Annotated in this window: 12 protein-coding genes; 9 read left to right on the forward strand and 3 right to left on the reverse strand. The window is 71.7% G+C overall.

The annotated features are described in order from the left end of the window. Positions 1 to 10 precede the first annotated feature (10 nt). From OHS57_RS32340 to OHS57_RS32360, 5 genes are read left to right on the forward strand one after another with little or no spacing between them, the layout of a single operon-like run. Positions 11 to 970, forward strand: a complete 960-nt coding sequence (locus OHS57_RS32340) for an ABC transporter permease (RefSeq protein ID WP_328584202.1) — start codon at positions 11 to 13, stop codon at positions 968 to 970. Beyond that, the gene (locus OHS57_RS32345) at positions 967 to 1,872 is read left to right on the forward strand and encodes an ABC transporter permease (protein WP_328584203.1); all 906 of its coding nucleotides are present in this window, start codon (positions 967 to 969) and stop codon (positions 1,870 to 1,872) included. Before OHS57_RS32340 ends, OHS57_RS32345 begins: the two co-directional genes overlap by 4 nt. Next, complete coding sequence (locus OHS57_RS32350; protein ID WP_443043004.1) at positions 1,869 to 3,581, forward strand: dipeptide ABC transporter ATP-binding protein; 1,713 nt, start codon at positions 1,869 to 1,871, stop codon at positions 3,579 to 3,581. Before OHS57_RS32345 ends, OHS57_RS32350 begins: the two co-directional genes overlap by 4 nt. Further along, positions 3,572 to 4,624 (forward strand): LLM class flavin-dependent oxidoreductase, encoded by a 1,053-nt coding sequence (locus OHS57_RS32355; protein WP_328584204.1) that lies wholly within the window; start codon positions 3,572 to 3,574, stop codon positions 4,622 to 4,624. The genes OHS57_RS32350 and OHS57_RS32355 overlap by 10 nt, the downstream gene beginning before the upstream one ends. Continuing rightward, on the forward strand, positions 4,617 to 5,468 hold the full coding sequence (locus OHS57_RS32360) for a sulfurtransferase (protein ID WP_328584205.1): 852 nt from the start codon (positions 4,617 to 4,619) through the stop codon (positions 5,466 to 5,468). The genes OHS57_RS32355 and OHS57_RS32360 overlap by 8 nt, the downstream gene beginning before the upstream one ends. 13 nt (positions 5,469 to 5,481) lie before the next feature. On the opposite strand, the gene OHS57_RS32365 is transcribed toward OHS57_RS32360, so the two are convergent. Continuing rightward, a complete protein-coding gene (locus OHS57_RS32365; RefSeq protein ID WP_328584206.1) occupies positions 5,482 to 7,092 on the reverse strand; it encodes an LLM class flavin-dependent oxidoreductase in 1,611 nt (536 codons plus the stop codon). A 97-nt stretch (positions 7,093 to 7,189) separates the two neighbouring features. Next, a complete protein-coding gene (locus OHS57_RS32370) occupies positions 7,190 to 8,668 on the reverse strand; it encodes an MFS transporter (protein WP_041993378.1) in 1,479 nt (492 codons plus the stop codon). 149 nt (positions 8,669 to 8,817) lie between these two features. Between OHS57_RS32370 and OHS57_RS32375 the strand changes: the two genes are divergently transcribed. The 4 genes from OHS57_RS32375 to OHS57_RS32390 all read left to right on the forward strand — a co-directional run bounded on the left by OHS57_RS32375 (position 8,818) and on the right by OHS57_RS32390 (position 12,356). Next, positions 8,818 to 9,318 carry a MarR family winged helix-turn-helix transcriptional regulator gene (locus tag OHS57_RS32375; RefSeq protein WP_328584207.1) on the forward strand — a complete coding sequence of 167 codons (501 nt, stop codon included), beginning with the start codon at positions 8,818 to 8,820 and terminating at the stop codon, positions 9,316 to 9,318. A gap of 146 nt (positions 9,319 to 9,464) precedes the next feature. Further along, complete coding sequence (locus OHS57_RS32380; RefSeq protein ID WP_041993384.1) at positions 9,465 to 10,202, forward strand: response regulator transcription factor; 738 nt, start codon at positions 9,465 to 9,467, stop codon at positions 10,200 to 10,202. Positions 10,203 to 10,388: 186 nt separating this feature from the next. Then, the gene (locus tag OHS57_RS32385) at positions 10,389 to 11,300 is read left to right on the forward strand and encodes a helix-turn-helix domain-containing protein (RefSeq protein ID WP_328584208.1); all 912 of its coding nucleotides are present in this window, start codon (positions 10,389 to 10,391) and stop codon (positions 11,298 to 11,300) included. A gap of 75 nt (positions 11,301 to 11,375) precedes the next feature. Then, complete coding sequence (locus tag OHS57_RS32390; RefSeq protein WP_328584209.1) at positions 11,376 to 12,356, forward strand: hypothetical protein; 981 nt, start codon at positions 11,376 to 11,378, stop codon at positions 12,354 to 12,356. A 79-nt stretch (positions 12,357 to 12,435) separates the two neighbouring features. Here OHS57_RS32390 and OHS57_RS32395 read toward each other — a convergent pair whose 3' ends face one another. Further along, on the reverse strand, positions 12,436 to 12,864 hold the full coding sequence (locus OHS57_RS32395; protein ID WP_041993393.1) for an ATP-binding protein: 429 nt from the start codon (positions 12,862 to 12,864) through the stop codon (positions 12,436 to 12,438). Between the last annotated feature and the right edge of the window lie 305 nt (positions 12,865 to 13,169).

The following is a 13,169-nucleotide window of genomic DNA, read 5'->3' on the forward strand; positions in this document are numbered from 1 at the left end:
GGGTCCGACAGTGAACACGGCCCTGTACGCGGTCACCCGGACGCTGCGCGCGTTGTTCGTCGTCTGGGCCGCGTTCACGCTCACCTTCGTCGCGCTGCGTCTGCTGCCCGGCGACCCGGTGGCGCTGATGCTGAGCGGACGCGGCGGTTTCGCCGGCCTGACGCCCCAGCAGATCGCCCAGACGCGCGCGGACCTCGGCTTCGACCGCCCGCTGATCGTCCAGTACGGCTCGGCGCTCGCCGACGCGCTGCACGGCGACTTCGGCTCGTCCCTCCAGAGCGGGCAGCCGGTCTCCCACATGATCACCGAAGCGATCCCGCCGACGCTCCAGGTCGGCAGCCTCGCACTGGTACTCGCGCTGGTGCTCGGCACCCTCACCGGGGTGACCGCCAACCTGACCGCGAGCCCCGCCCTGCGTCAACTGCTGCGTTCCATACCGTCGTTCGCGGTGTCGCTGCCGTCGTTCTGGGTGGGACTCATCCTGATCCAGGTGCTGTCCTTCCAATGGCATCTCTTCCCCTCACTCGGCAACACCGGCGTGCAGAGCATGATCCTGCCCGCCTTCACCCTGGCCGTCCCGGGGGCCGCGCTGGTGGCACAGGTGCTCGGCAAGAGCCTCCACACCACCCTCCAGGAGCCGTACGCCGACACCGTACGGGCCACCGGGGCGGGCAGGGCCCGGCTGCTCTTCGGGCACGGTCTGCGCAACGCGGCCATCCCCGCCGTGACCGTGGTCGGTCTGCTCGTCGGCTATCTGATCGGCGGCGCCGTCGTGGTGGAGACGGTGTTCTCGCGTCCCGGCATGGGCCGCATCACCCAGTCGGCCGTGTCGTCGCAGGATCTGCCCGTCGTGCAGGGCGTCGTGGTCGTGGCGGCCCTCGCCTTCGCGGTGGTCAATCTGCTGATCGACCTGGTCTATCCGGTCCTCGATCCGAGGATCCGCTCAACGGGACGGCTGGTGACCACATGACGAACCTGACGAAGACCCCCGTCACCGCCGAACCCGCGCCGGTCCCGGCCGAGCGGCACGGCGCCGAGGAGCCCGCCCGGGTCCGGCGGATCCTGACCGCGCCGCTGCGTTCCCCCGGCGTCACCCTCTCCGTCCTGGTGCTGCTGCTCGTACTCGGCTGGGCCCTCGTCCCCGAGTGGTTCACCAGCCGCAGTCCCCTCACCGGCGTCCCCGCCGAGCGGTTCCGGTCACCGAGTGCCGAACACTTCTTCGGCACCGACCAGTTGGGCCGCGACATCTACGCACGGGTGGTGCACGGCGCCGCCCTGTCGCTGCGCGCCACCGTCGCGGCCATCCTGATCGCCCTGGTGGGCGGCGTCGTGCTCGGCCTTGTCGCCGGCTTCTTCGGGCACTGGACGGACACCGTCATCATGCGGATCGTCGAGGTCATGCTGTCGGTGCCACCGGTACTGCTGTCGCTCACCATCATCACCGCGCTCGGCTTCGGCACCGCACAGGTCGCCGTCGCGATCGGTGTCACCAGCGTCGCCGCCTTCGCCCGCGTCATGCGGGCCGAGGTGCTGCGGGTGCGGACAGCGCCGTACGTCGAAGCGGCGATCCTCTGCGGCACCCGGTGGTGGCGCATCCTGCCCCGCTACATCCTGCCGGCCGCGATCGGACCCGTACTGGCCCTGGCGGCGCTCGACTTCGGCCTGGTCGTCCTCGCCATCTCCAGCCTCAGCTTCCTCGGGTACGGGGAGCCGCCGCCGGCCCCCGAGTGGGGGTCCCTGGTCGCCGACGGACGCAACTACCTGGCCACCTCCTGGTGGCTCACCACCCTGCCCAGTCTCACCGTGACCGTGGTCGTCCTCGCGGCCAACCGGCTCTCGCGGGTGCTGGAAACCGAAGGGAGAAACCGGTGAACGTGACGAATCCGGCTCCCCGCACAGCGGCCCCGGCCACTACCGCCGACACCCCACTGCTGGCCGTCGAGGGACTGCGGATCGGCTACCGCACCGAGGGCGGCACCCATATCGCCGTCGACGGACTCGACCTGACGGCAGCGGCAGGAGAAATCACCGCCGTGGTGGGCGAGTCGGGCTCGGGCAAGAGCAGTACGGCCCACGCGCTGATCGGTCTGCTGCCCGCCGGCGGCCGGGTCCTGGGCGGCTCCGTACGCCTCCAGGGCGAGGAACTGACCGGGCTCGGCGAGCGGGCCTGGCGCGAGGTACGAGGGCGTCGCGTCGGACTGGTCCCGCAGGACCCCGGTGTCTCCCTCGACCCCGTCAAACCGGTCGGCAGCCAGGTCGCCGAGGTGCTTCTGGTGCACGGTCTGGCGACCCGCAGGGACGCCGGCGCACGGGCCGTCGACCTGCTCGCGGAGGCCGGGCTGCCCGATCCGGCGCAGCGGGCCCGCCAGTACCCGCACGAGCTGTCCGGGGGGATGCGCCAGCGGGTCCTCATCGCCGTCGCCACCGCGGCGAGTCCGCGCCTGCTGGTGGCCGACGAGCCCACCTCGGCACTCGACGTCACGGTGCAGCGGCAGATCCTCGACCACCTCCAGTCGGTCGTGACCACCACCGGAACCGCGATGCTCCTGGTCACCCACGACCTGGCGGTGGTCGCCGACCGCGCCCAGCACGTGGTGGTGATGTCACAGGCCCGGGTGGTCGAGGCAGGCCCCGCGGAGCAGGTGCTCACCGATCCCCAACACCCCTACACCCGAAGGCTGCTGGCCGACGCGCCCACCATCGCGGGCCGCGCATCGCACCGTACCCGCACCACCGCGGGCACCGAGCCGGGAAGCACGGCGGTACCGCTCCTGCGGGTGACCGGGCTGACCCGGGCCTTCCCCGTACGGGGCGCCGCACTGGCCCGCCGCCGCTCCCGTACCGCGGTCGACGGTGTCGACTTCGAACTGGACAGAGGCGAAACCCTGGGCCTCGTCGGCGAGTCGGGCTCCGGCAAGTCGACCACCGCGCGCATGATCCTCGGCCTGGAGCGGGCCGACAGCGGCACGGTCCTGCTGGACGGCGCCGACGTCACCACCGCCCGGGGAGCGGCCCGCCGCGCACTGCACCGCCGTATCCAGTTCGTCTACCAGAACCCCTACGCCTCGCTGAACCCGCGCTTCACCGTCGGGGAACTGCTCACCGAGCCGCTGCGCAATCACGCCATCGGCACGAAGGACGAGTGGGCCGGCGCCGTACGGCGGCTGCTGGACGACGTGGCCCTGCCGGAAGGCACCGAGCGCCGCAAGGCCGCCGAACTCTCCGGCGGCCAGCGCCAGCGGGTCGCCATCGCCCGCGCGCTCGCCCTCGGACCCGAACTCCTCGTCTGCGACGAGCCGGTCTCCGCACTCGACGTCACCGTCCAGGCCCGCATCCTGGAACTGCTCGTCGGCCTCCAGGAGCGACACGGTCTGAGCTATCTCTTCATCTCCCACGACCTGGCCGTCGTCGCCCAGGTCAGCGACCGGATCGCCGTCATGCGCGACGGCCGGATCGTGGAGAGCGGCCCCGCGGACGAGCTGCTGCGCTCGCCGAGCCACCCCTACACCAAAGAACTGCTGGCCGCCGTGCCCGGCGACCGAAGCAACCACAGCGCAACGGAGGACACCCCATGGAGCTAGGGCTCATCACTTTCGGCAGCCTTCTCCCCGACCCGCTCACCGGTGAGACCCTCACCCAGCAGCAGCGACTGCGGGACGTGGTGCGCGCCGCCGCCGAGGCGGAGCAGGCGGGATTCGCCTGGTACACCGTCGGTGAACACCACTTCGGCGAGCGGGACGTGATCTCCTCACCCGCGCTGGTGCTGGCCGCGATAGCGGAACACACCTCCACGATCAGGCTCGCCACCGGCACCACGCTCGTCGCCAACCGCGATCCGATCCTGGTCGCCGAGGACTACGCGCTGGTCGACCTGCTGTCCGGCGGCCGGCTCGAACTGATGGCAGGCGGCTCCTTCTTCCCCGAGCCGTACGCGGTCTTCGACCAGGCCCCGGAGTCGAAGGCGGCGCGCAAGCGCGAGAACACCGAGCTGCTGCTGCGGCTGTGGACCGAGGAACGCGTCAGCTGGCAGGGCGAGTTCCGGCCCGCGCTGACCGATGTCACCGTCCAGCCGAGGCCGTTGCAGCCCCGGCCGCCGTTCTGGATCAGCGGCGGCGTCGGCCTGGACTCCGTCCACCTCGCCGTCGACCACGGGCTGCCGCTCGTCGTGGGCACGACGGCACGCGAACCGGGCACGTTCGCACCGGTCTTCGAGTCCTACCGCACCCTGTGGGGCGAGAGCGGCCGTACCGACCCGCCCGGCCGGCTCGGCGCCGCCAGCCATGTCTTCGTCGCCGAGTCGTCCCAGCGGGCCCGCTCGGTCTGGGCCTCGTACATGAACAACTATCTGACCGTGAAGAAGCCCGGCAACACCCACTTCTCGACCCCGCCGGACTTCGACACCTACATCGGCGACAACGGGCCCGCCATCTGCGGAAGTCCCGCCGAGGTCGTCGACAAGCTGGGCCGGCTGCACGAGCTGTGGGGCCACGATCTGCATCTGCTCGCCATCGACGTCGGCGGCATCCCGTACGCCGAGGTGCAGGCGGCCAGCGAACTGACCGCGTCCGAAGTGCTGCCCCAGGTCAAGGGACTCGGCTCAGGAACGGTGGCGGCCGGTGCCTGACGACGCGATCAACCACTCGACCCTCCCTCCGGTGGTCGACGCCGGCTGGGTACGTGGGCACGGCGAAGGCCTCGTACTGGCCGATGTGCGCTGGTTCCTGGACGGCCGCAGCGGCTACGAGGCCTACCTGGCCGGGCATCTGCCCGGCGCGGTCTGGGTCGACGTCGACACCGTCCTGTCGGCGCCACCCGACGAGACCGAGGGACGCCATCCGCTGCCCGACCCGGCCGGCTTCGCGCGTGCGCTCGGCGCGCTCGGCATCGGCGACGGTACGACGGTGGTGGCGTACGACGCCGACGGCGGCCCCTACGCCGCCCGGCTGGTGTGGCTGCTGCGCAGGACCGGAAGGGCCGCCGCCCTGCTGGACGGCGGACTTGCGGCCTGGCCGGGCGCGACCGAGACCGGTGGGGTGGCGCTCCCCGAGGCGCGGCTGACCCCGGTGGAGTGGCCCAAGGAGGTGCTGCGGACCGCGGACGAGGTCGCAGCGGGAGACGCCGTCGTCCTCGACGCCCGCGCGGCCGACCGGTATTCGGGCGAGACCGTCCTGCCGTCGGACATCCGCTCCGGCCATGTCCCCGGGGCTCGCAGCGCGCCCTGGAGCGCGAACATCACGCCGGAGGGGACGTTCGCCACACCGGAGCAACTACGCGAGCGATACGAGGCGTTGGGCGTGCGGGAGGGGGCGGAGGTCATCGTCTACTGCGGCAGCGGGGTCACCGCCTGCCATGACCTGCTGGCCCTGGAACGCGCCGGGATCACCGGCGCGGCCCTCTACCCGGGCTCCTGGTCCGCCTGGTCGGCGGACCTGTCCCGCCCGGTGGCGACGGGACAGGAACCCGGTTAGCGGGGACGGCGGTTCACCAGCCGGTGCCGAACCGCGCCATGGGCTCGATCAGTTCACTCTCCTCGTACGCGAGATGCGACAGGAGGGTGTCCGTGAGGAGGTCCATGGCGGCCCGCAGTCCGGCACGGTCCTGCTCCTCGCCGGCGAAGGCGACCAGTTCGCGGTCGATCCGCTCGATCACACCCTGTATGGCGTGATGTTCCTCGGTGAGCCGGTCGAGCACCGCGGCGAGCCGGGGATCGGAGCGGCGCAGATACGGGAAGAGATCCTGGTCCTCGCGGGTGTGGTGCAGCGTCGTCACCCTGCAGTACGAGGCGCAGTAGGCGCCGAGCGTCCAGATGTTCTGCCGCAGGCTCAGCTTCTGGATCTCGGAGCGCGCCTCGCCCACGTCGCGCGTGTCGGCCAGCACCTCCCGTACGACGGAACCGAGTTGGTCGAGATCGGCGCGCAGCTGGTCGTGTGCGGCGACCAGATTCCGGGCCGGCTCCTGTTCGCGGCGCGGATAGCGCCGGCCGGGGTCGGCGGGCGGGCCTGTGGGGCGGGTCGACTCGTCCCACAGCCGCTCCGTCGACCGGCGCACCCCGGGGTCCGGGGTGGCTCGCACCGACAGCCGGTCCCCGGAACCCCCCGCCCGGCCCCGGTCAGAGGTGAGGGTGCCCGTGGCCGGGGAGGCAGCCACGGGCACCGGCCGGTCACCGGGGCTGCCCGCCGCGCCGACCACCGCGGGCTGCGGACCCGGCAGCTTCGCTGCCCGGCCGCGTTCCGCCGCGACCAGCTCCCGGGTGGCGGGCGCCACCTCGGCGGCGAACAGCTGGATCAGCGCGGGCTGTTGGGTCGGCAGCAGGAACGCGCTGGTCCCGTGCTCCAGGGTGAGCGCGGCCAGCTGCTCGGGCCAGGCCTCCGGCGCTCCCCGGGGGAAGCCGCCGGGCCCCGGCGAGAGGTTGTACAGCCGTCGCACCGCCGCGGGGTCGCGCCCCGCGGCGACCGCCGCTTCGTCGACGATCCGGTGCCCTTCCGCCAGGCGGCCCGGTGGTACGTGCGGGGCGCTGGGCAGCCAGCCGTCGGCCGCCGAGCCGACCAGCTTCAGCATGCGCGGACCGACGGCGCCGACCCAGATCCCCATGGGGTGCGCGGGGGCGGGCCCCGGGGCGGCGCCGTCGAGTCCGTAGTGCTTGCCTTCGACATGGGCCCCCCTGCCCGGGGTCCACAGCGCCCGGATGACCTCGATGGCCTCACGGGTCGCACGGACGGCCTCGCCCGGACTGCGGCGCGGCCCGCCGTCGGCGGCGATGGCGTCCCAGTAGGACCCGGCGCCCAGGCCCAGTTCGACCCGGCCGCCGCTGATCAGGTCCAGGCCCGCAGCCGTCCGTGCCAGTCCCGCCGGCGGTCGCAGGGGCAGGTTCGCCACGTTGGGGAAGACCCGCACCCGGGTGGTGGAGGCGGCGATGACCGCGAGCGCCACCCAGGCGTCGAGCAGTTCCGGCCGGTACGGGTGGTCCGGCACGCTCACCAGGTCGAGTCCGGTCCGGTCGGCGACCCGGGCCATCGCCACCGCGTCGTCGCTGTGTCCCGCCGTCGGCACCAGCACGGTGCCGAAGAGGAGGTCGTGTCCGTAGTCAGGCATGTGCGCGAACTCCTAGGGTCTTTCGTCTGGATCGGGCCGGATCAGGGAGCGGTGCCGGGGCACGCGAGCCCGGCCTGATCCGAACGACAGGCCCTACCTAGGCGGCGGTCCGGCCGTCGCTGGGTGCTGAGGCGGGCGTGGGCGCGGGGGCGGCGGCGACCTTGCGCCAGAGCCTGCCGGGACCGGCGAGCGCGGCGAGGGTGGCGACCCCGAGTGCGATGGCGGACATCACGAACGCGGTGGTGTAACCGGACTCGGCCGGAATCCGGGTGCCCGCGATCGTCTTGGACGCCACCAGGGAAGCAGCGATCTGCGCGCCGAGCGAGCCGCCGATGGTACGCATGATGGTGTTGATGCCGGTCGCCTCGCCGGTCTGGCTCCGGTCGACCGCGCTGACCACGAGATTGGCCAGGGCGGCGAAGGCGAAGCCGACACCGATCCCCAGTACGGCCGAGCCCGCGTACATCGCCCACTCGGTGTCGTGCGCCCCCGCGTAGATCACGAAGCCGACGACACCGATCAGGCACGCCAGCACCAGCGGCAGCTTCCAGCCCACGGCCGCGCCGATCCGCCCGGCGAGCGGACTGGCGATCAGCATGGTCACCGCCATCGGCACCATGAACAGACCGGACTCGGTGACGGACGCGTCGAAGCCGTAGCCGACCTTCGACGGTGTCTGGGCGAGCAGCGGCACCAGCGTGAAGGCGCCGTACATGCCGAAACCGATGATGAGCGCGGTGATGTGACTGGTCAGCACGGCGGGCCTGCGCAGCAGCTCGATGTCGATGAGCGGCTCGCGGACCTTGGTCTCGACGTAGACGAACACCACGAGCAGCACGACGGCGCCGACGAACAGCCCGATGACGCCGCCCGAGGCCCAGCCCCACGACTTGCCCTCGCTGATGGCGAGCAGCAAGGCCACCACACCGGCGCTGAGCAGGACCACACCGGTCCAGTCGATCCGGCCGGGGGAGCGGAGGGCGGACTCCTGGATGAACGCGGCGACGGCGGCGATGCCCAGCAGGATCACGACAAGGCCGAGCCAGAAGATCCAGTGCCAGTTGAGCGCGTCGACGATCGGGCCCGGAATGACCAGGCCGACACCGAAACCGATGCCGAACGTCGAGGAGATCAGCCCGATCGCGACGGGCACCCGCTCACGCGGGAACTGGTCGCGCACGATGCCGAACGCCAGCGGGAAGGCGGCCGAGCCGACCCCCTGCACCGCGCGGGCCGCGATCAGCAGGGGCAGCGAGTTGGACAGGGCGGCGAGCAGCGTGCCAGCGGCGAACACGCCGAGGCTGGCGATCAGCACCCGGCGCTTGCCGAACATGTCACCGACCCGTCCCAGCAGCGCCGTGGCCACCGAAGCGGTGAGCAGGAACGAGCTGAGCACCCAGGAGACGCTGGTCGTGGAGGCGTCGAACTCACGCTGGAGGTCGGGCAGGGCCGGCACGACCATCGTCTGCATCAGCGAGAAGGACAGTACGGCGAGGAGCAGGGCGGCGAACGGCGCCGCGGTGCCGCCGCGCGCACCGGTGGCCGGGGCCCCGGCCTGCGTGGGTGTGTCGGTCATGGGGCGGTCCTCCGGAAATGGGCGCAGCCGTCCGCGGTCCAGGAGCGTTCAGGAACACGGAAGGAACGAGCGCCGAACTGGTATCACCACGGAATGATTCCATGATGTCATCCTTACGTCCAGCCACTATTTTCCGGTATCGTGAACGCATGAGCGAAACCCCTGAACCCGATACGGGCGGCGCGATCGGCACGGCCGACGCGGTGCTGCGCCCGCCGAGCCTGCTGGCGCTGCCCTCGTATCTCGCCGGTCATGCGGCGCGTATCGGCCACGACGCCCTGGTCGAGGCGGTCGGCAGGAACGGGCTGCGGCTGCCGCATTTCGCGGCCCTGACCGCGCTCTCGGACTTCGGCCCGCTGCCCCAGCACGTGCTGGCCGACCGGCTCGGGTTCCAGCGCAGCCACCTGGGGAGTTATCTGGACGCGATCGAGGAGCGCGGTCTGGTCCGCCGCACCCGGGACAGGGCCGACCGGCGCCGGCAGGTGGTCGAGCTGACCGACGAGGGCGTCGCGCTCCAGCGCCGTCTGTGGCTGGTGGCCGAGGAGTCCCAGGACTCCTTCCTCGGCTGTTTCACCCAGGCCGAGCGGGAGACGCTGACGACGCTGCTCCGGCGGCTGCTGGACGCCGACGACCGAATTGCGGAAAGGTAGTTCCGAAGGCTCTCGATGGCTTAATACCGCTTCATATGACTGCAACAGTTAATTCACTGGAAGAGTCTTTGAATTCAGCACCATGACTTTGTATCTTTGTGTCAAGTTTCGCTTCGTACGACGAACTTGACCTGCCGGGGGAGAGCATGACGCAACGATCGTCGGTGCAGCGATCGGTCACCGAACTCCTACCCGGTCCGTTGCAGGTGGGAACACCTGCGTCCGGCGGCTGGCGCATTCTGATCGTGGAGAGCGACACCGCCGACGCCTGCGCGCTGGAGGAAGGGCTGCGCAGACACGGCCATGAGGTGGCGGCGGTGGACCGGGGCAGCCTGGCCCTGGAGGCGCACGAGAGCGTGGATCTCGTCCTGCTCGACCTCGAACTGCCGGACCTGGACGGGCTGGAGGTCTGCAAGGCCATCCGCTCCGTCAGCTGCGTCCCGATGATCGTCGTCACCGCACGCGGCTCCGAACTGGACCGGGTGCTGGGACTTCAGGCGGGGGCCGACGACTATCTGGTGAAGCCGTACGGCTTCCGCGAGCTGATGGCCCGTATCGAGGCGGTCATGAGACGGGTGAGCACCCAGCGCAGACTGGGGCACGCGATAGACCACGGTCCGCTGCACATAGACGTCAACTCCCGTGAAGTCAGCGTGGACGGCCAGGGCGTGGGGCTGACCCGCAAGGAGTTCGACCTGCTGTGCCTGCTCGCCTCGCACCCCGACACCGTCATCTCGCGCAAACGCCTGTTGCAACAGGTCTGGGGCGACTCGTGGTCCCGGCGGACGGTGGACACCCATGTCAGCAGTCTGCGCGGGAAACTCGGCGGAAGCGGCTGGATCATCACCGTACGCGGTGTGGGGTTCAAGCTCGGAAACGCCTGAATTCCGTTTCCCGCGTTCCCCGATCTTGCGTTGTTCATAACCGCCGTCCGGGACAGCGGGATTCACTTGGCCCGAGTGGTTAATAAGGAGAGCTCGGGAGAGCGGACCGCCGGCCGGGACCCGGTTCCGGAACCGCACCCCGGCAGGGTCAGGCACGGATCGTCGGCGCCGCGCATACTCGGATCCATGAACAAGCACGGGCAGCTCGCCGCCTTCCTCCAGGCCCGCCGGAGCCAGTTGCGCCCCGAGGACGTCGGGTTGCGGACCTACGGCGAGCGGCGCCGGGTGCCGGGGCTGCGGCGTGAGGAACTGGCGATGCTGGCGGGAGTCAGCGTCCCCTACTACACACGCCTGGAGCAGGGCCGGTCCCACAACGCCTCGCCCGAGGTGCTCGACGCCATCGCCGGCGCTCTGCGCCTGCGGGAGCCCGAGCGCTCCCATCTCCATGAACTGGCGCGGGCCCCGAAGGGCCGGCGACCCGCCGGCCGGGTACGTCCCGAACGCGTCACCCCGGCGACCAGGGCCCTGCTGGCGGCCGTCGAGGGCACGCCCGCCGTCGTCCTCGGCCGGCGCACCGACGTCCTGGCCTGGAACCGCCAGGGCCACGCGCTGTTCGCCGGCCATCTCGACCCGGACAGCCCCGACGACCCCGAACGACGCCCGAACATGGCCAGGTTGGTCTTCCTGGACGCGCACACCCGCGAGCTGTACGCGGACTGGCCCGCCAAGGCCAAGGCCGTGGTGGGCAATCTGCGGCTGACCGCCGGCCGTCACCCGGACGATCCGCCGCTGGCCGCACTGATCGGCGAACTGACCATGCGCAGCACGGTGTTCACCACGATGTGGGCCGATCACCGGATCGTGCCCTGCGATGTCGCGGAGTACGAGATGCGGCATCCGCTGATCGGATCGCTGACGGTCAGTCAGCAGACCCTGCAGAGCCCGCAGGGGACAGGCCCTGCCTTGGTGGTGGCCACGGCGGAACCCGGTTCCCCGTCCGCCACGGCCCTGACCCTGCTCGCCCACGCCACCGCTCCCACCGCGCCCGTCGCACCGCGGGAACCGGCCCGTGGCGACGCCGAACACCGCGCCGCCTGAACCGAGTTCCGCACCCCTGTCCCTACCGTCCCGCCGCACCGCGGCTGACGCCTGCCCGAAAACAAGTGAGGAATCATGACCGAGCGACGTACCAAGATCACCACATCGGCCGTCCTGGCGGCCGTGGCCGTCCTCGCGGCGGTGGCCCCTGTCGGCTCCGCCGCTGCGACAACGCGCCCGAGTCCACTGGCGGATGTCCGGATCGCCGCCCACTTCGACCTCTCGGCCGGGCAGATGCCGGAGAACGTCGCCCTGCTGCCCGACGGCTCGGCCGACGTCACCTTCGCCGGCGGCCGTCAAGTGGCGCGGGTGAGCGCGCACGGTACGACGCGCGTCCTGGCGACCCTGCCCGCGCCCGCCGACGGCGGAGTCGGCACGCCCGTCCTCGGCTTCCCGCTCACCACCGGCATCGTCCACACCCCGGACGGCACCGTGTACGTGCTGTACGCGACCGGTACCGCCGATCTGACGGGGCTGTGGCGGCTGAGCCCGGGACAGGCGCCGCGAAGGATCGCCGCGCTGCCCGCCGACGGGCTGCCCAACGGGCTGGCCCTGGACGCACGCGGCAAGCAGCTCTACATCACCGATTCGGTGCTCGGCGTCGTCTGGACCGTCCCCGTCACCGGCGGCGTCCCCATCGCGTGGTCCACGGCCCCCGAACTCGCCTCGGCCGGCTTCCTCGGGGCCAACGGCGCGAAGGTGCACGACGGCGCCCTGTGGGTGTCCAACCTCGACCGGGGCACGCTCCTGCGCATACCGATCCGCCCCGGAAACCGGGCGGGGGCGCCCCAGCTCAGGGCGTCAGGCCTGGCCGGCATCGACGACTTCGCCTTCACCGGCCGCGGCGACGACGTACTGGCCGCGCTCAACGGTCCGAACGGTGTCGTGAGGATCACGTCCGACGGCAGCAGCTCCACCGTCCTCGACGCCGCCGACGGGCTCCAGAACCCCACCTCCGTGGCGCTGCGCGGCGACGAGGTGTACGTACTGAGCGCCGCCTACACGACGGCCACCGACCCCAACCTCCTGCGCGCGCGCCTGCGCGGCCACCGGTAGGGCCGCTCGTTCGCATCAGGCCGCCGGTACGGCCCGCGGTACGGCCCCCGGTAGGGCCCCCGGTAGGGCCCCCGCGGGGTCACGAGGCGAGCGTCGCCCGGATGAGCTTGCCCCCCTCGGGGAGCGGGACGACCGCCACGTCGGCCAGCCGCCGCACCAGCGGCCAGCCGTATCCGCCGGGCAGCCAGTCGGGCCCCCGGCCGCCGGACCCGTGGTCCCTGACCGACGGTGCGGTCGCGCTCGCGTCCCGTACCGTCACCTCGACCAGGCCGTCCCCCGCGGTGATCCGCATCGCTGTCACGCCCCCGGCGTGCCGGATCGCGTTGGTCACCAGCTCGGACACGACCAGCAGGATGTCCCCGAGCGTGCGCGAGGACACCGGTGGCTCATAATGCGCCAGAAATTCGCCGGTCAGCGCGCGTGCCTCGGCGGCGCTGGCCGGGAGCGCGTCGATCCATCTCAGCGCGCCGGCGACGGCATTGTCGGCTCCGTCGTCAACCGTTGTCATTGGGCCTGCACCCCCGTACGCGGCTGGGCTCTCTGGCGTGCGTCTGCCCTCGTGGTGCCGGGTCAAGCCTGCGGGTCCTGACCGGCCGTGAGCGTCGCACGGTGCCAGTGTGCTCGAATCCGGCCTCCGGTCCTGCCGCTTTGCGACAACTCGTGGCGGTACCGGGGGCCCGGGGCTGTTCTCGGACCGTGGCCGGAATGATGCTCCGGTTGTCGCATATGCTTCCGGCCGAAACGACGTCTTCCGCCGACGTCGTCTGCTGAGGGGGTGGAGTGTGGCCGAGCTGCCCACGGGCGTCTCGGCGC

The sequence above is a fragment of the Streptomyces sp. NBC_00370 genome (assembly GCF_036084755.1).
Classification (GTDB): Bacteria; Actinomycetota; Actinomycetes; order Streptomycetales; family Streptomycetaceae; genus Streptomyces.